Source organism: Streptomyces sp. NPDC111606, assembly GCF_055656945.1.
Map to the genome: position 1 here is coordinate 1 of NZ_JBVKBY010000007.1, position 21,103 is coordinate 21,103.

At 72.1% G+C, this 21,103-nt stretch carries 18 protein-coding genes and 2 rRNA genes; 15 read left to right on the top strand and 5 right to left on the bottom strand.

The features are described 5' to 3' along the window. The 4 genes from ACZ7M7_RS24405 to ACZ7M7_RS24420 form a co-directional block, all read left to right on the top strand. Positions 1–97: ribosomal RNA gene (locus ACZ7M7_RS24405) — 23S ribosomal RNA — on the top strand; the annotation flags it as partial. Positions 98–203: 106 nt separating this feature from the next. Next, positions 204–320: ribosomal RNA gene (gene rrf / locus ACZ7M7_RS24410) — 5S ribosomal RNA — on the top strand. A gap of 154 nt (positions 321–474) precedes the next feature. Beyond that, positions 475–1,716: a hypothetical protein gene (locus ACZ7M7_RS24415; protein WP_472120797.1), complete on the top strand. Its 1,242-nt coding sequence runs from the start codon at positions 475–477 to the stop codon at positions 1,714–1,716. After that, complete coding sequence (locus tag ACZ7M7_RS24420) at positions 1,608–2,360, top strand: tetratricopeptide repeat protein (RefSeq protein ID WP_383615426.1); 753 nt, start codon at positions 1,608–1,610, stop codon at positions 2,358–2,360. Before ACZ7M7_RS24415 ends, ACZ7M7_RS24420 begins: the two co-directional genes overlap by 109 nt. A gap of 55 nt (positions 2,361–2,415) precedes the next feature. On the opposite strand, the gene ACZ7M7_RS24425 is transcribed toward ACZ7M7_RS24420, so the two are convergent. Then, a complete protein-coding gene (locus ACZ7M7_RS24425) occupies positions 2,416–3,708 on the bottom strand; it encodes a DUF1015 domain-containing protein (protein ID WP_383615303.1) in 1,293 nt (430 codons plus the stop codon). 72 nt (positions 3,709–3,780) lie between these two features. Between ACZ7M7_RS24425 and ACZ7M7_RS24430 the strand changes: the two genes are divergently transcribed. From ACZ7M7_RS24430 to ACZ7M7_RS24445, 4 genes are all read left to right on the top strand, one after another. Beyond that, positions 3,781–4,809 carry an HAD hydrolase-like protein gene (locus ACZ7M7_RS24430; protein WP_472120282.1) on the top strand — a complete coding sequence of 343 codons (1,029 nt, stop codon included), beginning with the start codon at positions 3,781–3,783 and terminating at the stop codon, positions 4,807–4,809. A 138-nt stretch (positions 4,810–4,947) separates the two neighbouring features. Then, positions 4,948–5,991: a FecCD family ABC transporter permease gene (locus ACZ7M7_RS24435; protein WP_383629063.1), complete on the top strand. Its 1,044-nt coding sequence runs from the start codon at positions 4,948–4,950 to the stop codon at positions 5,989–5,991. 8 nt (positions 5,992–5,999) lie between these two features. After that, positions 6,000–7,085, top strand: coding sequence for a FecCD family ABC transporter permease (locus tag ACZ7M7_RS24440; protein WP_472120285.1), 1,086 nt, complete (start codon positions 6,000–6,002; stop codon positions 7,083–7,085). A 41-nt stretch (positions 7,086–7,126) separates the two neighbouring features. After that, entirely contained in the window at positions 7,127–8,023 is an 897-nt protein-coding gene (locus ACZ7M7_RS24445) for an ABC transporter ATP-binding protein (protein WP_383629266.1), read from the top strand. Between the two features lie 98 nt (positions 8,024–8,121). Here ACZ7M7_RS24445 and ACZ7M7_RS24450 read toward each other — a convergent pair whose 3' ends face one another. Further along, positions 8,122–8,469 carry an SCP2 sterol-binding domain-containing protein gene (locus tag ACZ7M7_RS24450; protein WP_472120287.1) on the bottom strand — a complete coding sequence of 116 codons (348 nt, stop codon included), beginning with the start codon at positions 8,467–8,469 and terminating at the stop codon, positions 8,122–8,124. A gap of 42 nt (positions 8,470–8,511) precedes the next feature. Here ACZ7M7_RS24450 and ACZ7M7_RS24455 point away from each other — a divergent pair, with 42 nt between their 5' ends. From ACZ7M7_RS24455 to ACZ7M7_RS24480, 6 genes are all read left to right on the top strand, one after another. Beyond that, positions 8,512–8,829 carry a hypothetical protein gene (locus tag ACZ7M7_RS24455; protein ID WP_470943199.1) on the top strand — a complete coding sequence of 106 codons (318 nt, stop codon included), beginning with the start codon at positions 8,512–8,514 and terminating at the stop codon, positions 8,827–8,829. Between the two features lie 7 nt (positions 8,830–8,836). Continuing rightward, on the top strand, positions 8,837–9,652 hold the full coding sequence (locus ACZ7M7_RS24460; protein WP_383615319.1) for a TlyA family RNA methyltransferase: 816 nt from the start codon (positions 8,837–8,839) through the stop codon (positions 9,650–9,652). Further along, on the top strand, positions 9,649–10,554 hold the full coding sequence (locus ACZ7M7_RS24465) for an NAD kinase (protein ID WP_328428696.1): 906 nt from the start codon (positions 9,649–9,651) through the stop codon (positions 10,552–10,554). Before ACZ7M7_RS24460 ends, ACZ7M7_RS24465 begins: the two co-directional genes overlap by 4 nt. 234 nt (positions 10,555–10,788) lie before the next feature. Continuing rightward, the gene (gene recN, locus ACZ7M7_RS24470; RefSeq protein WP_472120773.1) at positions 10,789–12,507 is read left to right on the top strand and encodes a DNA repair protein RecN; all 1,719 of its coding nucleotides are present in this window, start codon (positions 10,789–10,791) and stop codon (positions 12,505–12,507) included. A gap of 28 nt (positions 12,508–12,535) precedes the next feature. Then, complete coding sequence (locus ACZ7M7_RS24475; protein WP_472120290.1) at positions 12,536–13,288, top strand: hypothetical protein; 753 nt, start codon at positions 12,536–12,538, stop codon at positions 13,286–13,288. A gap of 267 nt (positions 13,289–13,555) precedes the next feature. Beyond that, positions 13,556–14,692, top strand: coding sequence for a glycosyltransferase family 4 protein (locus ACZ7M7_RS24480; protein WP_472120292.1), 1,137 nt, complete (start codon positions 13,556–13,558; stop codon positions 14,690–14,692). A 32-nt stretch (positions 14,693–14,724) separates the two neighbouring features. Here the strand turns inward: ACZ7M7_RS24480 and ACZ7M7_RS24485 are convergent, their stop codons facing one another. Next, positions 14,725–16,377 (bottom strand): PucR family transcriptional regulator, encoded by a 1,653-nt coding sequence (locus ACZ7M7_RS24485; RefSeq protein WP_383615327.1) that lies wholly within the window; start codon positions 16,375–16,377, stop codon positions 14,725–14,727. 88 nt (positions 16,378–16,465) lie between these two features. Between ACZ7M7_RS24485 and ACZ7M7_RS24490 the strand changes: the two genes are divergently transcribed. Beyond that, positions 16,466–17,428, top strand: a complete 963-nt coding sequence (locus ACZ7M7_RS24490; RefSeq protein ID WP_472120294.1) for an LLM class F420-dependent oxidoreductase — start codon at positions 16,466–16,468, stop codon at positions 17,426–17,428. A 21-nt stretch (positions 17,429–17,449) separates the two neighbouring features. Here the strand turns inward: ACZ7M7_RS24490 and ACZ7M7_RS24495 are convergent, their stop codons facing one another. Both ACZ7M7_RS24495 and ACZ7M7_RS24500 read right to left on the bottom strand, forming a co-directional pair. Beyond that, positions 17,450–18,832 carry an FAD-binding oxidoreductase gene (locus tag ACZ7M7_RS24495; RefSeq protein ID WP_472120296.1) on the bottom strand — a complete coding sequence of 461 codons (1,383 nt, stop codon included), beginning with the start codon at positions 18,830–18,832 and terminating at the stop codon, positions 17,450–17,452. 70 nt (positions 18,833–18,902) lie between these two features. Further along, positions 18,903–20,705: a glycoside hydrolase family 15 protein gene (locus ACZ7M7_RS24500; protein WP_472120775.1), complete on the bottom strand. Its 1,803-nt coding sequence runs from the start codon at positions 20,703–20,705 to the stop codon at positions 18,903–18,905. Positions 20,706–21,103: the final 398 nt, after the last annotated feature.

A 21,103-nucleotide genomic window follows, 5' to 3' on the forward strand; every position in this document is an offset into this window, starting at 1 on the left:
GTAAGGCTCCCAGTAGACGACTGGGTTGATAGGCCGGATCTGGAAGCACGGTAACGTGTGGAGGTGACCGGTACTAATAGGCCGAGGGCTTGTCCATAGAGGCTCGCGTCCACTGTGTTAGTTCTGAGGCAACGACCGTTGCCGGTTTCTTGAGCAGAACAGACAAAAGAAAAGTGTGCTTGTTCGCTCGAAACCATTAGGGTTTCGGTGGTTATAGCGTGAGGGAAACGCCCGGTTACATTTCGAACCCGGAAGCTAAGCCTTACAGCGCCGATGGTACTGCAGGGGGGACCCTGTGGGAGAGTAGGACGCCGCCGAACAATCTTTGGGAAGGACCCCTGGTCACCAGCGTTCAGCTGGGACCAGGGGTCCTTTCGTTTTTACAATGCTTGCAGTACCTAAGACAGGAGTCACCGATGTCCACCAACTCTCCCGACGACCGACCGGAGCGCGAACCGCGGCGACGGGACAGTGGTGACCGCGGCGACCGTGGTGATCGAGGCGGTTACCGAGGCGGCGACCGTGGCGGTGTTCGTCGCGACAACGACCGTGGTGGCTACGGGCGTCGTGACGATCGCCGTAGTGACGACCGGGGCGGGGACCGGGGTGGCTACGGGCGTCGTGACGATCGCCGTAGTGACGACCGGGGCGGGGACCGTCGTGACGACCGTCGTGATGACCGACGTGATGACCGACGTGATGACCGACGTGGCGATGACCGCGGTGGCTTGCGGCGGGACGACAACCGTGGTGGCGGCTACGCCCGGCGTGATGACCGTGGCGGTGACCGGCGTGAAGGCGATCGGGGTGCCCGTCCGCCGTTCCGTAGGGACGACCGTTCCGGTGGGCCGCGCCGTGACGACCGGGACCGTGGCTTCCGTCGCGAGGGCGACCGTCCTTCCTTCCGTCGGGACGACCGGGGGGAGCGTCGCGACGACGAGCGGGGCGGCTTCGGCGGCCGGCGTGATGACCGTCGCGGCGATGACCGCGGTGGCTTCCGGCGGGACGACAACCGTGGTGGCGGCTACGGCCGTCGCGACGACCGTGGCGGCGACCGGCGTAGCGACGACCGGCGCGATGGTGACCGCGGCGGCTTCCGGCGCGACGACCGGGACCGTGGGGTCCGTGGCGACGACCGGGACCGTGGTTTCCGGCGTGACGATCGCCGTGATGACCGTCGGGGTGACGACCGCGGTGGCGACCGACGCGATTTCCGGCGTGATGACCGCCGTGACGACCGACGTGGCGACGACCGCGGTGGGTTCCGTCGCGATGACCGCAGGGATGACCGTCGTGACGATCGTCGCGATGACCGCCGTGACGATCGTCGTGGCGATGATCGTGGTGGGTTCCGTCGCGATGACCGTCGTGACGATCGTCGTGGCGATGACCGTGGCGGCTTCCGGCGGGATGACAGCCGGGGCGACCGTGGTGGGTTCCGTGGGCGGGACGACCGTGGTGGGCGTGGGCCCCGTCGGGACGACCGCGGTGGGCGTCCCGGAGGGTTCCGTGGGCGTGACGATCGGCGGGATGACCGGCGTGACGACCGTCGTGGCGGTGGCCGGTTCCGTGATGAGCGGGATCGGGACCGTGAGCCGATCAAGCGGCTGCCGATCCCGGAGGACGTCACGGGCGACGAGATCGACAAGGACGTACGGCAGGAGCTGCAGAGCCTGCCGAAGACGCTCGCGGAGGACGTCGCCAAGAACCTGGTGATGGTCGCGCGGCTCATCGACGAGGACCCCGAGGGCGCGTACGGCTACTCCAAGGTGGCCCTTCGGCTGGCGTCGCGTGTCGCGGCCGTACGAGAGGCGGCCGGGTTCGCGGCGTACGCGAACCAGAAGTACGCCGAGGCGCTTGCCGAGTTCCGGGCGGCGCGGCGGATGACCGGTGGCGTGGAACTGTGGCCGCTGATGGCCGACTGTGAGCGTGGGCTCGGGCGGCCGGAGAAGGCGCTGGACATGGCCGGCGCGGCCGAGTCGCACAAGCTGGACAAGGCCGGGCAGGTCGAGATGCGGCTCGTCGCGGCCGGCGCTCGGCGTGACATGGGGCAGCTGGACGCGGCGATCGTGACGCTGCAGAGCCCCGAGCTGGCCTCCAACGCCGTACAGCCTTGGACCGCGCGGCTGCGGTACGCCTACGCGGACGCGCTGCTGGCCGCCGGGCGGCAGGGTGAGGCGCGTGAGTGGTTCGCCAAGGCCGTCGAGGCGGACAAGGACGGAAGCACGGATGCCTCCGACCGGCTCGCCGAGTTGGACGGTGTCGAGTTCGTCGACGCCTTCGACGAGAGCGACGGCGAGAGCGACGACCGTCGTGAGGAGCAGGCTCAGGCCGATCCCGAAGAGGGCGGCAAGGAGTGATCTGCGTGTGACGCAAGAGGGCGGGACCCCGGGCTGGGGTCCCGCCCTCTTGCGTTCACCCGTCCAGGGCGCGCAGCACCAGGCCCGACGCCGGCTTCGGGCCGAACGACGTCGACTTTCGGGGCATCGTGACGCCCTGGCGGGCGAGGTCGCGTACGACGTCCTCGCGGACCGGGTGCATCAGGACGGCCGTACCGCCGTCGCGTTCCGCCTTCTTGACGGTGGCGGCGGTGTCGTGGATGTAGGCGATGCGGGTGGGGTCGTCCTCGGGGATATGCCAGACGTGGGCGAGGAGTGCGGCGTGCAGGACGGTGGCGTCCAGGGTGCGCCAGGCTGCGGGGCGGTCGGTGGGGACCGTGCGGTCGAGGAGGGCCGGGTCCGGGTCGTCGACGAGGTGGAAGGCGCCGTCTCCGGCGAGGAGGTAGGCGTTGCCCGCGCAGGCCGCGTCGGCCAGCGCCGTCAGGGCCTCGGCAAGCGGGACTTCGAGGCGGCGGACGCGGAAGTGGCCGTCGAGGGCGGCCAGGGCGTCCGGCACCGGAAGGTCGTGCAGGAGGCGGTGGATGGCGCGGACGCGCAGGGGGTAGCGGGCCGTGTCGACGAGCAGGACGAGGCCGTAGTCCCACGGGCTGGGGGAGCCGTGCTCCGCGCGTAGACGTCGATAGGTCGCCCAGCGGTGATGGCCGTCGGCGATCAGGGCCTGGCGGAGTGTCAGGTCGGACTGGACGAGAGCCAGGTCGGCCGGGTCGGTGATCGACCACAGGCGATGGCTGAAGCCGTCCTCGGTGGTGGTCGCGAAGAGCGGCGGGCGTTCGACCGTGCGCTCGATGACGGCGGTCGTGTCGTTCGCCGTGCCGTTGCCGCGGTAGGTCAGCAGCAGCGGCTCGAGGTTCGCGGAGGTGGCGCGCATCAGAGCGGCTCTGTCGGCGACCACGTGCGGCATGACGTCCTCGTGCGGCAGGACGAGGCCCTCCGAGGGCTCCGTCACGCGCAGGGCGCCGATGACGCCGCGCTGCAGCATGCCCTCGCCGTCATGTTGTTCGTAGACGTACAGACCGGGCTCGGGGTCGGCGGTCAGCACGCCTTCGGACAGCCAGCGGCGCAGGGTCGCCGCGGCCTGGTTGTTGCGGGCGTCCGCGGTGTCGGCCTGAGGGAGGATCAGCCGCACGATGTTGTACGGGTCCGCGTCCTGGAGCTGGTGCAGGCCGTCGGGGCGGACGACGACGTCGTACGGAGGCGATGTCACGGCGGCCAGGCTGCCGACCCGGTCGGGGTCGTAGCGAAGCCCTCGGAACGGGGTGAGTTCGAGGCCTCGGCGCGCCGTTGCTTCCTGGTGACCTGCTGTGTTCATCCCGGCATCGTACGGGTGTCGGTGGCATGGGGGATGATCTGAGGAAAGCCGTCGAACGAGGAGCGATGTGGAATGAGCCAGAGCGTCAGGAGGAGGCCGGAGGGCAGTGGCCAGGCTCTGAGCGAGGCGTACGACACGGCGCTGCTCGACCTCGACGGTGTGGTGTACGCCGGGGGCAACGCGATCGTGCATGCCGTGGAGTCGCTGGCCACGGCCCGTGCGGGCGGGATGCATCTTGCGTATGTCACGAACAACGCCCTGCGGACTCCGGACGTCGTGGCGGCGCATCTGACCGCGCTGGGGATACCCACGGGGGCGGACGACGTGATCACCTCGGCGCAGGCGGTCGCGCGGCTGATCAGTGAGCAGGTGCCGGCGGGCGCCCGGGTGCTGGTGATCGGCGGGGAGGGGCTGCGGGTGGCGCTGCGCGAGCGCGGGCTGGAGCCGGTGGAGTCGGCCGACGACGATCCGGCGGCCGTCGTGCAGGGGTACGGCGGGCCGGAGCTGGCGTGGGGGCGGTTCGCGGAGGCGTGCTACGCCATCGCGCGCGGGGTGCCGTGGTTCGCGTCCAACACCGACCTGACGATTCCGAGCGCGCGCGGGATCGCGCCGGGCAACGGCGCGGCGGTGGAGGTCGTGCGCATAGCCACCGGCGCCCAGCCTCAGGTGGCGGGCAAGCCGCTGCCCCCCATGCACCGGGAGACGATCCTGCGCACCGGCGCCGAGCGGCCGCTGGTCGTCGGGGACCGCCTGGACACGGACATCGAGGGCGCGTTCAACGGGGACGTCGACTCGCTGCTCGTACTCACCGGGGTGACCGATGGCGCGCAGCTGCTGGCCGCGCCGCCGCAGCACCGGCCGACTTATGTCGACGCCGATCTGCGCGGTGTGCTCGCCGGGCAGCCGGAGGTCGCCGAGGACGGAGACGGTTTCCGGTGCGGTGGCTGGACGGCTACCGCCCGGGCCGACCGGCTGGAACTCGTCGGTGACGGTGAGGCCTTGGACGGGCTGCGGGCGCTGTGTGCGTCGGCCTGGACCGCGGCCGGGGACGGTTCGTGCGCGCTGGACGCCGGCAAGGAGCTGGCGCGGCTGGGTTTGTGACCTCGTAGGGAGCCACCGTGGTCGGTGTTGTGACGCCGCAGGGAGGGATCGTGGCCGGGGTGGTGACGCCGTACGGCGGCATCGTGACCTTGTACGGCGGGATCGTGGCTGAATGGGAGGGTAGGCTAACCTAACTGGGTGTTGGTCGAGAGTCCTCCTGAACAGCGCGCGGAGTCCCAGTCCGCGCCACCAAACCGACGGGCGATACGTGCCGTTGGGCTGCTCGTCTCTGTCCTGATTCTGGTGGTCGTCGTTCTGGCGAGCATCGCGATCGGAGCGAAACAGCTGTCCCTGGGGGAGGTCTGGCACGGCCTGTTCGAGAGTTCCGGGACCTACGGCGACGTCGTGGTCGACGACCGGATCTCGCGCACCGTCCTCGGACTGCTGGCCGGCGCCGCGCTCGGTCTCGCCGGGGCGGTGCTGCAGGCGCTCACCCGCAATCCGCTCGCCGATCCCGGGCTGCTCGGCATCAACGCGGGCGCATCCGCCGCGGTCGTCACCGCCATCACGTTCTTCGGTGTCACCAGCCTCAGTGGCTACGTCTGGTTCGCCTTCCTCGGCGCGGCGGCGGTCGGGGCGATGGTGTGGTTCCTCGGCGGCAGCCGGGGTGCCACACCGGTGCGGCTCGCGCTCGCCGGTACGGCGATCAGCGCCGCGCTCTACGGCTATCTCCAGGCCGTGATGATCATGGACAACGCGGCGCTGAACAAGATGCGCTTCTGGACGGTCGGTTCGCTGACCTCGGCGACGGACTCGACCATCAAGCAGGTGCTGCCGTTCCTCGTCGTCGGCGTGGTCCTCGCGCTCGCGCTCGCCCGGCCGCTCAACGCCATGGAGATGGGCGACGACACCGCCAAGGCTCTCGGCGCCAACCTGAACCGGACCCGGGTGCTGTCGATGCTCGCCGCGACCGTGCTGTGCGGCGCCGCGACCGCGGCCTGCGGGCCGATCGTGTTCGTCGGCCTGATGGTGCCGCATGTCGTGCGCTCCTTCACCGGCCCCGACCTGCGCTGGATCCTGCCGTATGCGGCCGTCCTGTCGCCCGTGCTGCTGCTCGGCGCCGATGTGCTCGGCCGGACCGTCACCCGGCCCGCCGAGCTCCAGGTCGGCATCGTCACCGCGATCCTCGGCGGACCGGTCTTCATCTTTCTCGTACGACGGCGGAGGACGGCCCAGCTGTGAGGACCGCAGTGAAGAGCGAAGTCAAGACCGCGGCGCCGGCGGCGAGCACCCGCGCCTCCCGCGGCAACCGTGCCGTGCGGACGCCGGGCGGGATCTCCGTCCGACTGGACGTCCGGGCGCTGACCGCCGTCGTCCTGCTGCTGCTTGCCGCGCTCGCCGCGAGCGTCCTGCTGATCGGCACCGGCGACTTCCCGATCTCGGCGGGCGACGTGCTCAGGACGCTGGTCGGCGACGGCAACGCAGGGCAGGAGTTCATCGTCAACGAGCTGCGGCTGCCGCGGGTCCTGGTCGGGCTCCTGGTCGGCGCCTCGCTCGGTCTCGGCGGGGCGCTGTTCCAGGCGCTGTCCCGCAACCCGCTGGGCAGCCCGGACATCCTCGGCCTCGGACAGGGGGCCACGGCCGGGGCGCTCGTGGTGATCGTGCTGTTCTCCGGGAACGCCGGCCAGGTCACCGTCGGCGCGCTCGTGGGCGGGCTCGCGACCGGGCTCGCCATCTATCTGCTCGCCTGGAAGCGGGGCGTGCACGGTTATCGACTGGTCCTGGTCGGTATCGGCATGTCCGCGATCATGACGGCGGTCAACGGCTATCTGCTGACCAAGGCCGACCTCGTCGACGCGGCCCGCGCGGTCGTGTGGATGACCGGCTCCCTCAGCGGCCGTGACTGGGCCCAGGTCTGGCCGCTGCTCGCGCTGTGCGTCGTCCTCGTACCGCTCGTCCTCGCCAACGCGCGCGGGCTGCGGATGATGGAGATGGGCGACGACGTCTCGTACGCCCTGGGGGTGCGTGTCGAACGCGTACGGCTGCTGCTGATGCTGTCCGCCGTGCTGCTCACCGCGGCCGCCACCGCCGCCGCAGGCCCCGTGAGTTTCGTGGCGCTCACCGCGCCGCAGCTCGCCCGGCGCCTGACCCGCTCGCCCGGGCCGAACCTGCTGCCCTCGCTGTGCATGGGCGCCGCCCTCCTCGTCAGCGCCGACTGGATCTCCCAGCGCGTCTTCGGCGCCGACCAGATGCCCGTGGGCGTGGTCACGGGCGTGCTCGGCGGCGTATACCTGCTCTGGCTGCTGGTCACCGAGCGCAAGGCGGGCCGGATATGAGGCCCGGCAGCAACGGAAACGAGAGCCTCAGCCACAAGAGCCTGAGCAACGACAGCCTCAGCAGCGGGGCGAGCAACGGGCTGAACAACCGAAGGAGCACTGTGAACCGCCTGTCCGCCGACAACGTCACCCTGGCCTACGACCAGCGGGTCATCGCCGAGCAGCTGTCCGTGGAGATACCCGACAACTCCTTCACCGTGATCGTCGGCCCGAACGCGTGCGGCAAGTCCACGCTGCTGCGGGCGCTGTCGCGGATGCTCAAGCCCAGCCAGGGCCGGGTTCTGCTGGACGGGTCGGTCATCCAGTCGATGCCGGCGAAGAAGGTCGCGCGCACGCTGGGGCTGCTGCCGCAGTCGTCGATCGCGCCGGACGGGATCACCGTCGCCGACCTGGTGGGCCGCGGCCGGTACCCGCACCAGGGGATCCTGCGCCAGTGGTCGACCGAGGACGAGCGGGTCGTACAGGAGTCGATGGAGCAGACCGGGGTCGCCGAGCTCGCGGATCGCTATGTTGACGAACTGTCCGGAGGTCAGCGCCAGCGCGTGTGGATCGCGATGGCGCTCGCCCAGCAGACACCGCTGCTGCTGCTCGACGAGCCGACGACCTACCTCGACATCCAGCACCAGATCGATGTCCTCGACCTGTGCGCCCAGCTGCACGAGGAGCAGGGGCGGACGCTGGTCGCCGTGCTGCACGACCTGAACCACGCCGCCCGGTACGCCACGCACCTCATCGCCCTGCGTGGCGGGGAGATCATCGCTGAGGGCGCGCCGAGCGACATCGTGACGGCCGAGCTGGTCGAGGACGTCTTCGGGCTGCGGTGCCAGGTCATCGACGACCCCGAGACGGGGACGCCGCTCGTGGTTCCGGCGGCGCGCAAGGCGCGGGTCGGGGACAAGGCGGGCGTCACGAAGGTGGCCGCCGCAGAAGCCTCCTGAGGCGACCCGGAGAAGCGCCCTGAGGCGACCCGGAGAAGCGCCCTGAGGCGACCCGGAGAAGCGCCCCGAGGTGGCTTGGAGAAGCGTCCTGAGGTGGCTTAAAGAAGCTTCCTGAGGACCAGCAGGTCGCGCAGACCCGCGTGCAGCTTCACCCGGCCCGAGCCCCACGCCTTGGCGAAGTTCAGGTCGCCGTCGACCATGGAGACCAGGTCGTCGCCGGTCATGCTCAGTCTGATCTGGGCCTTCTCGCGGGGCGGGCCCTGGAGCGTGTCGTGGACCTGGATGCGGCCGCCCGCCATGCGGCCGGCGAAGGTGACGTCCAGGTCGGTGATGTGGCAGCTCACCGAGCGGTCCAGGGCGGCGGCCGAGCGGACGTCCCCTTCGGCACGCTGCATGTTGTCCGAGAGCTTTTCGAGTGCGGCGCGGCACTCCTCAGTCGTGGCCATCGCGATCGACGGTACCCCAGCGGTTCGGGGTAGCGTCTGGGCATGAGCGACACAGTTCCGCAGCCGGAGGTCCCGGAGGAGACCGAGGCCGAGGCCGGGCAGGTGACCGACCCCGGGCTCGCGGTCGAATCCGAGTACGACCCCGCCGCCCCAGCCCCGCTGAACGTCCCGCGCACCGCCACCGGCCACGCCGACGTCGACGCGCAGTTGGAGCGGCTCGGCGATGCCGACCACCTCGCCACGGACGGGCACCTGGAGGTGTACGAGGATGTACACCGGGGGCTGCGCGACGCGCTCACCGCGCTCGACGCCCGCCCGGGACCTCCGGCGCCCCCGTCGATGCCTGGGATGAGGAGCTGAACCGAACGTGGCAGGAGTCGCACGCCGCCGTCTTGACGCGGAGCTGGTCCGCCGGAAGCTTGCGCGCTCGCGTGAGCACGCCAGCCAGCTGATCGCCGCCGGGCGGGTCACCGTCGGCAAGACCGTCGCGACCAAGCCGGCCACACAGGTGGAGACCGCGGCGGCGATCGTCGTCGTCGCCGACGGCAGCGATCCCGAGTACGTGTCCCGGGGAGGGCACAAGCTCGCGGGCGCTCTGGAGGTCTTCGTACCCCAGGGGCTGGCGGTCGAAGGGCGGCGGGCGCTCGATGCCGGGGCGTCCACCGGCGGGTTCACCGATGTGCTGCTGAGGGCCGGGGCCGCCCAGGTGGTCGCCGTCGACGTCGGATACGGACAACTGGCCTGGACTCTCCAAAGTGATGAACGCGTGACCGTCAAAGACCGTACGAACGTACGCGAGTTGACGCTCGAAGCGATCGATGGGGAACCAGTGGATCTTGTCGTGGGGGATCTGTCCTTCATCCCGCTCGGACTGGTGCTGCCCGCCCTGGTGCGGTGCGTGAAGCCGGACGCCGATCTGGTGATGATGGTCAAGCCACAGTTCGAGGTGGGGAAGGAGCGGCTGGGCAGCGGCGGGGTCGTCCGCAGTACCCAGCTGCGGGCCGATGCCGTGCGCGGCGTGGCCGAGAAGGCGTGGGAACTCGGGCTCGGGGTGAAGGGGGTCACGGCGAGTCCGTTGCCCGGACCCTCCGGGAATGTCGAGTACTTTCTGTGGCTGCGTACCGGGGCGCCCGCTCTGGACCCGGCCGACGTTGACCGTGCAGTTGCGGAGGGGCCGCGTTGACACAGAACCGAGCTCGTACTGTTTTTCTGCTCGCCCACACCGGGCGGCCGGCGGCCATTCGCAGCGCCGAGCTGGTGGTCAAGGGGCTGCTGCGGGAGGGCATCGGGGTGCGCGTCCTGGAGTACGAGGCCGCCGACCTGCCGCTGCCGGACGAGGTGGAGCTCGTCAAGGAGGCGACTGCGCAGTGCCTCGACGGGTGCGAGCTGCTGATAGTGCTGGGCGGCGACGGAACGCTGCTGCGGGGCGCCGAGTTCGCCCGGGCGTCCGGGGTGCCGATGCTGGGTGTGAACCTCGGGCGGGTCGGGTTCCTCGCGGAGGCCGAGCGCGATGATCTCGACAAGGTTGTCGACCGCGTCGTGACCAAGGCGTACGAGGTCGAGGAGCGGATGACCGTCGACGTCGTCGTGCATCAGAACGGCGACATCGTGCACACGGACTGGGCGCTGAACGAGGCGGCCGTGCAGAAGGCCGGCGCCGAGAAGCTGCTCGAGGTCGTGCTGGAGATCGACGGGCGGCCGGTGACGGGGTTCGGGTGCGACGGGATCGTGCTCTCCACGCCGACCGGGTCCACGGCGTATGCCTTCTCGGCGGGCGGGCCGGTGGTGTGGCCCGAGGTCGAGGCGTTGCTGATGGTGCCGATCTCGGCGCACGCGCTGTTCGCCAAGCCGTTGGTGACGTCGCCGGATTCGGTGCTGGCGGTGGAGGTTCTGCCGCACATCCCGCCGGGGGTGTTGTGGTGTGACGGGCGACGGACTGTCGAGTTGCCGCCGGGAGCGCGGGTCGAGGTGCGGCGGGGGGCTGTGCCGGTGCGGCTCGCTCGGCTGCATCACGCCTCGTTCACGGATCGGTTGGTGGCGAAGTTCGCGTTGCCGGTTTCCGGGTGGCGGGGGGCGCCGCACTAGCCCTTTCGCCGTGGTGTGAGGGGTGCGTCGGCGCTGCGGGTCCGTTGTGGCCAGTGGCGCCCACGCGAGGGAGCCGCACATCGATACAGCCCCGCGCCCCTGACGGCGTTGCACTCGCCTGGGTGACAATGTGCGGCCGATACCCATTCGTCACCTGCACCTTCACATCATCGGGCCGGGGGCCGTCGCACTTCCCCGTGCTGACCTCGTAAGGTCGTGTCCGTGTTGGAGGAGATGCGGATACGGTCGCTCGGAGTCATCGACGACGCTGTCGTCGAACTGTCGCCGGGGTTCACAGCCGTCACCGGCGAGACGGGTGCGGGCAAGACCATGGTGGTCACCAGCCTCGGGCTGTTGCTGGGTGGGCGGGCCGACCCGGCGCTTGTGCGGATCGGGGCCGACAAGGCGGTCGTGGAGGGGCGGATCACCGTCGCCGCGGGCGCGTCGGCCTTCGTACGGGCCGAGGAGGCCGGGGCCGAGCTCGATGACGGGGCTCTGCTGATCAGCCGTACCGTTTCCGCCGAGGGGCGGTCACGGGCGCATGTGGGCGGGCGCAGCGTGCCCGTGGGGCTGCTCGCCGACCTCGCCGACGATCTGGTGGCGGTGCACGGGCAGACGGACCAGCAGGGGCTGCTGAAGCTGACCCGGCAGCGGCAGGCGCTCGACCGGTACGCCGGTGATGCCGTCGCCGTGCCGCTCGCCAAGTACGGCGAGGCGTACCGGCGGTTGCGGGCGGTCTCCGTCGAGCTCGGCGAGATCACCACGCGCGCGCGTGAGCGGGCCCAGGAAGCCGACCTGCTGCGGTTCGGGCTCGACGAGATCGCCGGTGTCGAGCCGCGCGCCGGCGAGGACGTGGAGCTCGCGGAGGAGGCCGAGCGGCTCGGACACGCGGAGGCGCTGTCGTCGGCCGCCACGGCCGGGCACGCCGCGCTGGCCGGCAACCCGGAGGACCCCGAGGGCATCGACGCGGCGACGCTCGTGGCGGGCGCGCAGCGGGCCCTGGACGCCGTGCGGTCGCACGATCCGGCACTGGCCGCGCTGGCCGACCGGATCGGGGAGATCGGGATCCTGCTGGGCGATGTCGCCGGGGAGTTGGCGGGGTACGCCGACGACCTGGACGCCGATCCCCTGAGGCTCGCGGCCGTCGAGGAACGGCGGGCCGCGCTGACCGCGCTCACGCGGAAGTACGGCGAGGACGTCGCCGCCGTGCTCACCTGGGCCGAGGAGAGCAGCCGGCGGCTGACCGAACTGGACAGCGACGACGACCGCATCGACGAGCTGACCGCCGAGCGGGACGGGCTGCGGGCCGAGCTGGGCGGGCTGGCGCAGGCGTTGACCGATGCGCGGGCGGAGGCAGCAGAGCGGTTCGCCGCTGCCGTGACGGCCGAGCTGGCCTCGCTCGCGATGCCGCACGCGCGCGTGTCCTTCGACATCCGGCAGACCGAGGACCCGCAGGGCGTGGAGGTCGGTGGCCGCGCGGTCGCCTACGGGCCCTCGGGTGTGGACGAGGTCGAGCTGCTGCTCGCCCCGCACCCGGGAGCGCCGCCCCGGCCGATCGCCAAGGGCGCGTCCGGCGGTGAGCTGTCGCGTGTGATGCTCGCCGTCGAGGTCGTGTTCGCCGGGACCGATCCCGTGCCGACGTACCTCTTCGACGAGGTCGACGCCGGTGTCGGCGGCAAGGCGGCCGTGGAGATCGGCCGCAGGCTGGCCCGGCTGGCCAAGACCGCGCAGGTCGTCGTGGTGACCCACCTGCCGCAGGTCGCCGCCTTCGCCGACCGGCAGTTGCTCGTCGAGAAGACCAACGACGGGTCGGTCACCCGGTCCGGCGTGAAGGTCCTGGAGGGCGAGGAGCGGATCCGTGAGCTGTCCCGGATGCTCGCCGGTCAGGAGGACTCGGAGACGGCCCGCGCGCACGCGGAGGAGTTGCTCGAGACGGCTCGGGCGGACAGGTAGCCCGGGCGGCGGCCCGTAGGGTGACCGGATGATCAAGCAAGCCGTCTCCTTCGGTCTCTCCGCCGCCCTCACCCGCGCCGCGGTCGGCGCCCTGCGTGCCAAGGTCCCCGGCGGCCGTGACCGCTGGGAGCGGAAGAACTACGCGGGCCGGACCGTGGAGTTGTACGCCGGGCCCGCCTGCGCGCTGGCGGCTGCGGTGGCCGTCGGGCGGGTCGCGCCGGCCGCCGGGCTCGCCGTGGCCGTGGCCGGAGCCTGCGGGGCGTACGACGACGTGGTGGGGGACGGCGACCCCCGGCGTGGGTTCCGGGCGCATCTCTCCGCGCTCCGGGACGGCGAAGTGACCAGCGGGGCCGTCAAGTTGTTCGGGGTCTCCGCCGCCGGGCTCGTCGCGGGGGCGGTTCTCAAGGAGCGGCCGCTGGACAAGCTGCTCGCGGGCGTGGTGATCGCGGGTGCCGCGCACTTCGTCAACCTCGTGGACGTGCGGCCGGGGCGGGCCGCCGCCGCGGTGCTCGCGCTCGGTGCGCCGGGGCTGTTGCGCCCGGGGCCCGGTGCCGATTCGGCCGCCGGTGCCATGGGAGCTGCGGCGGCCGTACTGCCGGACGACCTCGGGGAGCGGGCGATGATCGGCGACACCGGGGCGCATGCGCTGGGCGCGGCCCTCGGGACGGCGGTCGCGGCCGGGAACGGGCGCGCCGGGCTGGTCGCGCACGCCGCTGCGGTCGTCGCCGCGGCGGTGTACGGCGACAAGGTGAGCGAGGTCGCCCGCAGGGCGGTCGGGTGACGCGCCGCAGGTCACGGAGCATGCCCCGCGCGCGCATGTTCGGCCACAACTCCCCCCCCGCCTCACTCGTGCAGGTGACTCGGCCCGGCGCGTTGCCCCGCAGCTGAGCCGTCCACGCCCTGTCGCCGTTCCCGGAACGGCCGTACGTCCTGGCATCCTTGGCGTAAACACGTCGTACGCGTAGGGATTCTCGCGGTACACCCCCTCCGCGCGATCCTTCTGTACGTTCTTCGTGACCGCCCGACCCGAAGCAGGAGCCCCGGCCACGTGACCCCCGTGAGCAGCCACTCACCGCACGGCCAGTCGTCGCTGCGCACCGTGCAGGTGCTGGGCGGCGGCAACGCCGGCAGCAGCGCGCATGTGCGATCGCTGGCCTCGGGGCTGGTCGCACGGGGCGTGCGGGTCACCGTGTGCGCCCCTGTCGAGGCCGATCACCTCTACGACTTCACGGGAGCCGGCGCCGACCATGTGCATGTGCCGCGCAGCAGCGATCCGGCTTCCGTGGCCACACTGCGGGCCGCCTGCGTGGACGCCGACCTGGTGCACGCGCACGGGCTGCACGCGTCCTTCCGCGCCGTGCTCGCGCTGAGCGGGCGGCGTACCCCACTCGTCGTCACCTGGCACGACCGGGCACACGCCGAGGGCGCCCGCGCCCACCTCCTGCGGCTGTTGGAGCGACGGGTCGTCAAGGCCGCCTCCGTCGTGCTCGGGACCACCTCGGCGCTGGTGGACCGGGCCCGGCGGACCGGTGCCCGCGACGCGCGCCTCGCCGCCGTCGCGCTGCCCGCGCCGAGCCGTGCCGTCGAGCACGACGACCCCGACCCGCTGCGCCCCAAGGTCCGGGCCGAACTCGGCGCCACCGGACGCCCGTTGCTGATCGCCGTCGGCTCGCTGGAGCGGCATCGCGGGTACGACGTGCTGCTGGACGCCTCGCGCGCGTGGCTGCGGCTCGACGCCGTGCCGTTGGTCGTGATCGCGGGGGAGGGGGCGCTGCGGGCCGATCTGCAGCGCCGGATCGAGGACGAGGGGCTGCCCGTGCGGCTCATCGGGCGGCGTGACGACGTCTCCGAGCTGCTCGCGGCGGCCGACGTGGCGCTTTTGCCGAGCAGTTGGGAGTCACGGTCGGTCCTCGCCCAGGCGGCCCTTCACGCGCGCGTGCCGCTTGTCGCCACCGACGTCGGCGGCGTGCCGGAACTCGTCGGCGACGCGGCCGAACTCGTCCCGTACGGCGACCCGGAGGCTCTCGCCGAGGCCGTCGTACGGCTGCTCGGCGATCCCGAGCGGCAGGAGTTCCTCAGGGACCGGGGCGCGCGGCAGGCGGCCACCTGGCCGACCGAGGACGAGACCGTCGCCCAAGTGCTCAGCGTGTACGACGAGTTGACGCAGCCGCAGCCCATGATCTAGACGCCGGAAGCGTCCGTGGCCCAGGTGCCGCGCTATCCCGCATGCCTGCGTGCCCGAAGCGCCAGGCTCAACGCCAGCACCGTCTGCGGGTCGTCGAGGTCCGTGCCGAGCAACTCGCCGATGCGGGCGAGGCGGTTGTAGAGCGTCTGCCGGTTGAGGTGCAGCTCGCGGGCCGTCTCCGCCTTGCGGCCCGCGTGTGCCAAGTACGTCTCCAGGGTGGGCAGCAGGGGCGGCTTGGAGCGGTTGTCGTGGTCGCGGAGCGGGCCGATCGCGCGGTCCACGAAAGCCGCCAGGTCCGGGTGGTCGCGCAGCCGCCACAGCAGCAGGTCGATGTCCAGGCGCCGGGCGTCGTACCAGGGGCGGTCGGACAGACCCTGCGCCGCAGTCGCCGTCTCCGCCGCGTGCCTGAGGCCCGCCGAGGCCGCCGCCCAGCTGCCGGCCACCCCGACGACCACGACCGGTGGCGGCGCCCCGGGGCGCTGGACCCCGGCCCGCTCCACACCCGCCCGCAGCGCCACCGCCACCCGGTCCGCGACCGCCGGCCGCTCCGACTCCGAACGCAGGCCCAGCAGCAGCGGCACCCGCCCCTCCACCGGCCGCACGCCCAACAGCACCGGCGCCCCCACCGAGGCCAGCTCCTCCCCGACCGCGCGCGCCAGCACCGCCCAGCCCCCGCCCGGCGACAGCGCGTCCCCCAGCCGCATCACGACCGGCAGCAGCGGGCTGTCACCCGGCTTGAAGCCCAGCACGCGCGCCTGTGCCGGGGCGTCCTCGGCGGCGATACGGCCCTCCGCGAGGTCGGTCAGGAAGTCGCCGCGCCCGCGCGCCGCCAGCTCCTCCTCCTGGCGCGCCTGCATCAGCACCACGGCCAGGCTGCCCGCGGCCCGCTCGGCGGCGATCCGGTGCACGGGCGCGAGCGGGCCCCGCACGGGGAGCAGTACGAGACGGGCCCGGACCGACCCCGTGCCCGGGCCGCCACCCGGCACATCCACCAGCACCGACCCGCCCGGCGGCGGCGCGTCCTTGTGCTGGCTCCGCAGTCCCTCCCACACCTGCAACGGATCCGCGCCCTCGGGGCCCGCCCCGGCGGCGTACAGCAGTTGGCCGTCCGTCGTCTCCAGGAACACCGGGTTGCCGCTGAAGTCGGCCAGGATGCCCAGCACTTGGGGCACCCCGCCGCCGCCGAGCAGCGCCTCCGTGCACCGGCGGTGCACCTCCTCGGCCCGTTGCAGCAGCGCGTAGTGGCCGTTGACGATCTCGGTGTGGATCTCCTCGGTGACCGTCACGAAGGCCACCTCGCGATGCAGCTGGACGAGCGGCAGACCGGCCGTCCGTGCCGTGTCGACCAGCGCGGCGGGCAGCCGCGTGAAGCGCGTGCCCAGCTCCACGACCAGGGCCGCGATGCCCCGCTCCGCCAGGGTGCGCACGAACGCCCGCTGGTCGGCAGGGCGCGTACCGAGGCCGTAGCCCGTGGTCAGCAGCAGTTCCCCGCCCTTCAGCAGCGAGGCGATGTTGGGCACCTCGCCGGCGTGCACCCAGCGCACGGTCCGCCCCAGCCGGTCGCCGCCCGCGAGGACCTCCGGCAGCCCACTGCGCAGCCCGGGCAGCTCCAGCGCCCGCCGCACGGTGATCCCGGCGCCGTGGGTCCCGTAGCCGCTGTCCGTACCGCCCGTACCGCTGTCCATGTGCCGGACGCTACCCGGGTGCGGGCTTCCCTGACATCTCCGGAGCCGATCTTGCGTTGCGGCGCCGGAGCGGGGTAGCCGCGTCGGCATGGACTTCAGCGTGGTTGCCGTGGCACGGGAGGACGAGAGTCCGGTCGAGGAGCCGTTGCGGGTGGCCGTGGCCGCCGATCGGCTCGGGTATCGCGAGGTGTGGGCGGGGGAGGGGCCGACCTGGGACTCCTTCGTCCTCGCCACGGCCATCGGGCGGGCCACCGAGCGGGTCGCGCTGATGGCCGGTCCCGTGGCGGTGTCGGTGCGCGAGCCGTTCGGGATCGCGCGGGGGGCCGCCTCGGTCGCCGCCGTCACCGGGCGCCCGGTCGGGGTGGCGCTGGGGACGTCCAGCAAGCGGGTGGTCGAGGGCGTGCACGGGGTGCCGCGGGTACGGCCCGCAGCGGCGATGGAGGCCTCGGCGGCGGCCCTGCGTGTCTTCCTGCACGGCAGGCCCGGCGAACCGGTCGTCCCCGGCAGCGCCTTCCCGCGACGCCTCCGGCCGCCCGGCGGCCCGCTCACCGTGGCGGCGTTCGGGGACCGCGCGATCGCCACGGCGGCGGTCCACGCCGACCGGATGCTGCTCGACATCGTCTCGCCGGAACAGGTGCGGACGCTGCGGGGGAAGCTCGAAGCGGCCGCCACGCGCGCGGGCCGTACGTCGCCGCCCACGCTGGCCGCCTGGCTGCCCGCCGCCGTCGAGCCGGACCCGGACTCCCTGGCGCAGGTCCTGCGGAGCATCGCCGGGTATCTGACGGTGCCGGGCTACAGCGACATGTTCGAGGCGGCCGGCTTCGGGGAGGCGGTCGAGCTGGCCCGCACCGGTGCCGATCCCGGCACGATGGTCCGGGCGCTGCCCGCCTCGGCGGCGGACATGGTGGGCCTGGTGGGCGACCTGGACGCCGTGCGCGCGCGTGTCGAGGCGTACGCCGAGGCCGGACTGGACGAGATCGCGCTGGTGCCGGCGACCGCGGGCGACCCGGGCGGGGAGCGGACGCTGACGGCGTTCCAGCAGGTCGGCTGAGGGCGCCCGGGCCGGCCGCGCTCAGGCCGGCCTGATGTTGTGGTTGAACCGGAAGACGTTGTCCGGGTCGTAGCGCCGCTTCAGCTCCGCCAGCCGCCGTGTGTTCTCGGGGCCCAGACCGGCCACCACGCGTTCCGCGCCCTCGTCGCCGATGAAGTTCAGATAGACCGCGCCGGTGCTCCACGGGCGGGCGTTCGCGCGGACGTCACGCACCCACCGCACGCACCGCTCGTCGTCCGCCTGGTCCTGCCACATGCCGTACGGGTGCACCGCCCAGGGCGAGTCCCGGTACGGCACCGGGTATTCGCGCGGGCCGGCGGCGATCGCGCCGCCCTGCGGGAGCAACGCGTGCTGTGTGCCGGTCGGAACGGGCATGGTCCGTGCGTCCGCGCAGTAGACGTCCACGAAGTCGTCCGGCGCGCCCGACAGATTCTCCGCCGACCAGTAGTGCCGCATCCCGGGCGGATCGTCGATCATGCACTGCACATCGGCGTACGGCATCGCGCCGACGATCTCCGCCTCGTGCGGCAGCGCCAGCAGCGGATCGGCGTACTTGCGCATGTCCTGCTCGGCACCGGCATAGGTCAGGAGCACACCGCACACGAGGGTGCCGACCAGCGGCGGCGGTACGAACTCCTCCGGCGGGGCGGTGAAGTGCAGGATGCCACCGCCCACCTGGTCGGGGCCGGACTCGATCACATCGCGAAAGGTGCGCACGGCGTCCGGTGCGAACTCCGGCCGGTACAGCAGCATCGCGATGGCGAACTCGGGGAGTTCGTGCAGTTTGAGCGTGATCGCGGTGGCGACGCCGAAGTTGCCGCCGCCCCCGTGCAGGGCCCAGAACAGGTCCGCGTTCTCGTCCGCGTTCGCATGCACCCGGCTGCCGTCGGCGGTGACCAGCTCCACACCGAGCAGATTGTCCACGGCGAGCCCGCAGCACCGGTCCAGCCAGCCCGTGCCGCCGCCGAGGACGTAGCCGCCGACGCCGGTGGTCGACGCCCGGCCGCCGGTCGTGGCGAGGCCGAACACCTGGGTGGCGCGGTCCAGGTCGCTCATCGTCGCCCCGCCCGCGACCCGTACCGCCTCGGCCGCGGGGTCGACGGTGACCGCGCGCATATGGCGCAGGTCGATCACCAGGCCGTTGTCGTTGAGCGCCATGCCGGCGACGCTGTGCCCGCCGCCGCGCACCGCGATGTTGAGGTCCAGGTCCCGGGCGAACCGCACGGAACGCGCGACGTCGTCCTCGTCCACGCACTGCGCGATCACCGCGGGCCGCCGGTCGATCATGGCGTTGAAGACGGCCCGGGCATCGTCGTAACCGAAGTCCCCCGGCGCGAACACATCACCGGCGAGATCCTCGCGCAGCGCGGTGAGGGCCGCGCCCGCCTTCGAGAGGGAAGCCATGGCCGCCCCCTTCCGTTGCCGGGGCAGTCGCTGATTCCCAGCCTAGGCGGGCGCGTAACGGCAGTCCTGTTCAGCCGCCGTACGCCCCGGACGCCGTCAGCCGCAGCGCGGTGTCGATCAGCGGGACGTGGCTGAAGGCCTGCGGGAAGTTGCCGACCTGGCGCTGCAGGTGCGGGTCCCACTCCTCGGCCAGCAGACCGAGGTCGTTGCGCAGCGACAGCAGCTTCTCGAACAGCTTGCGGGCCTCGTCGACGCGGCCGATCATCGCCAGGTCGTCCGCCATCCAGAACGAGCAGGCGAGGAAGGCGCCCTCGTCACCGGGCAGGCCGTCGACGCCCTCGTCCTCGCCCTGCGTCGGGTAGCGCAGGATGAAGCCGTCCGAGGTCGACAGCTCGCGCTGGATCGCCTCGATGGTCCCGATGACACGCTTGTCGTCCGGCGGCAGGAAGCCCATCTGCGGGATCAGCAGCAGGGAGGCGTCCAGCTCCTTCGAGCCGTACGACTGCGTGAACGTGTTGCGCTCCTTGTCGTAGCCCTTCTCGCACACGTCCCGGTGGATCTCGTCGCGCAGTTCCTTCCAGCGCTCCAGCGGGCCGTCCGCGTCGCCGGACTCGATCAGCTTGATCGTGCGGTCGACGGCGACCCAGGCCATCACCTTGGAGTGCACGAAGTGGCGGCGCGGGCCGCGCACCTCCCAGATGCCCTCGTCCGGCTCCTGCCAGTGGTCCTCCAGGTAGCGGATCAGCTTCAGCTGGAGCAGGGAGGCGTAGTCGTTGCGGGCCAGGCCCGTCATGTGCGCCAGGTGCAGGGCCTCGGTGACCTCGCCGTAGACGTCCAGCTGGAGCTGGTGCGCGGCGCCGTTGCCGACCCGGACCGGCGCGGAGTTCTCGTAGCCGGGCAGCCAGTCCAGTTCGGCCTCGCCCAGCTCGCGCTCGCCGGCGATGCCGTACATGATCTGCAGGTTCTCCGGGTCGCCCGCGACCGCCCGCAGCAGCCACTCCCGCCAGGCGCGGGCCTCCTCGCGGTAGCCGGTGCGCAGCAGCGAGGACAGCGTGATGGCCGCGTCGCGCAGCCAGGTGTAGCGGTAGTCCCAGTTGCGGACGCCGCCGATGTCCTCGGGCAGGGAGGTCGTCGGGGCGGCGACGATGCCGCCCGTGGGGGCGTACGTCAGCGCCTTCAGCGTGATCAGCGAGCGGACCACCGCCTCGCGGTACGGGCCGTGGTACGTACAGTGCTCGACCCACTCCCGCCAGAAGTCCTCGGTCGCCTCCAGGGACTGCTCCGGCTCCGGCAGCGCGGGTGGCTGCTTGTGCGAGGGCTCCCAGGAGATGGTGAACGCGATCCGCTCACCCGGGGCGACCGTGAAGTCCGAGTACGTCGTCAGCGACTTGCCGTACGTCTCGGCCTCCGTGTCGAACCACACGGAGTCCGGACCGGCGACGGCCACCGTACGGCCCTCGTGCTTGTGCACCCACGGCACGACCCGGCCGTACGAGAAACGCATCCGCAGCGCCGAGCGCATCGGCACCCGGCCCGAGACGCCCTCCACGATCCGGATCAGCTGGGGCGCCCCGTCACGCGGGGGCATGAAATCGATCACCCGGACCGTGCCGCGCGGCGTGTCCCACTCGGACTCCAGGATCAGCGAGTCGCCGCGGTAGCTGCGCCGGGCCGCGGTGGGCGGTTCGGCGTCGGACGCGTGAGCAGGACCGAGCCGCCAGAAACCGTGTTCTTCGGTGCCCAGCAGGCCGGCGAAGATGGCATGCGAGTCGAAGCGGGGCAGGCACAGCCAGTCGACTGTGCCGTCCCGGCAGACCAGTGCTGCGGTCTGCATGTCTCCGATGAGTGCGTAGTCTTCGATGCGCCCGGCCACGTGCAACTCCAGTCGAACGGCCACGTCACCCCCTTCTCTGCCAAGGGGGCTCTCGCTTAGTGCGGTCAAGGGGTGGTTGTAATGCGTCGTCGAGCGGTGAAGCAAAGCAGCCGTCTGCGCCGTGAGGCAAAACGACAGTCGCTTCTCGACAATCTCTGCTCAACGAACTGACGAGCTCTCGTTGTTCCGGTGGTTACGGGCGAGGGGTGGTGCCGTGTTGCCGGCCGGGCTCGGCAGCGAATGTCCGAGCAGGATACGACGCACGTAGATGATCTGCGTGCCGCTCCGGACAACCCGGGTCGGCCGAACGGGTGAGCAACGGGTGAGAAACCGCGATACCTGTGCAGGTTCGTGGTGACTCGTGTGCGGAGCGTGGCCGGAAGCCATCGGTCTCGGTC